At 30.0% G+C, this 1133-nt stretch carries 2 protein-coding genes; both read left to right on the plus strand.

The genetic code is table 11. The features are described from left to right. Window positions 1-453 (plus strand): TspO/MBR family protein (locus ACVC2P_RS14480; RefSeq protein WP_452599169.1); only part of this gene is annotated, 453 nt, incomplete at its 5' end. 134 nt (window positions 454-587) lie between these two features. After that, complete coding sequence (locus ACVC2P_RS14485; protein ID WP_452599170.1) at window positions 588-1049, plus strand: SRPBCC family protein; 462 nt, start codon at window positions 588-590, stop codon at window positions 1047-1049. Window positions 1050-1133: the final 84 nt, after the last annotated feature.

A 1133-nucleotide genomic window follows, 5' to 3' on the forward strand; every position in this document is an offset into this window, starting at 1 on the left:
ATTAAATACGTTATACTCTTTTTAGTTATCAACTTTGGAGGTTTAGCCCTAGGAAGTTGGCTTATGGATAGTGGTCCCACAACTGAGTGGTACATAAATTTAGATAAAGCACCATGGACGCCGCCAGGATGGGTGTTTGGAGCAGCATGGACAATAATAATGATTTGTTTTTCGGTTTATTTGGGCAACTTATTTAGTATTTTAAACACTACAAAATCTAAACTATTGTTTGCAGTGCAAGTGTTTTTAAATGTGATTTGGAATTACGTATTCTTTAATCAACACTTAATAACTCTAGGGTTAATTGTTATTACACTACTAACTATAGTTATATTTTACTATTTCTTTAATTATAGAAATCTATTAAAAAACAAAAGTTATTTACTATTACCATATATGGTTTGGCTGTTAATAGCAACATCATTAAACACTTACATATTAATAAATAATTAATAGTATAGAATATATTTTGTATTTATTAAATGAGATTAAAAATAATGAAATTCTCACCAGAGCTTATCTTGAGTCTCAAGACTTTAGTCAAATAAGGCTATAACAAAGGATGAGAACGATAAACTAGTTTTTTTATGAAAATATATAGATTACATAAAAAACAGAATTTACCAATAACTAAAGAACAAGCTTGGAAATTTCTGTCCGACCCTAAAAACTTAAAGACTATTACACCAGATTACATGGGTTTTAACATACTATCTGGTGCAGATAGACCTATGTTTGCTGGGCAAATTATACAGTATATTGTTACACCCGTTTTGGGCATAAAAACCAAATGGGTTACAGAGATTACACATGTTGTAGATAATGAGTATTTTGTAGACGAACAACGTTTTGGGCCTTACGCTTTGTGGCATCATAAGCATTTTATAAAAGAAATTGATGGAGGTGTAGAAATGGAAGATATTATTGATTATAAAGTACCTATGGGTATTTTAGGGCAACTTATACACCCCATTATAGTTAAACCAAAACTAGAGGAAATATTTAATTATAGAACCACGAAGTTAGAAGCTCTTTTTGGAAAATATTAACGCAAAACATTAATTTTAAAGTGAAACAAGTTATTAATATCTTTTGGTTTCGTCGTGATTTACGATTGGATGACAACGTAGGGT

It is taken from the genome of Pontimicrobium sp. MEBiC01747, assembly GCF_053601635.1.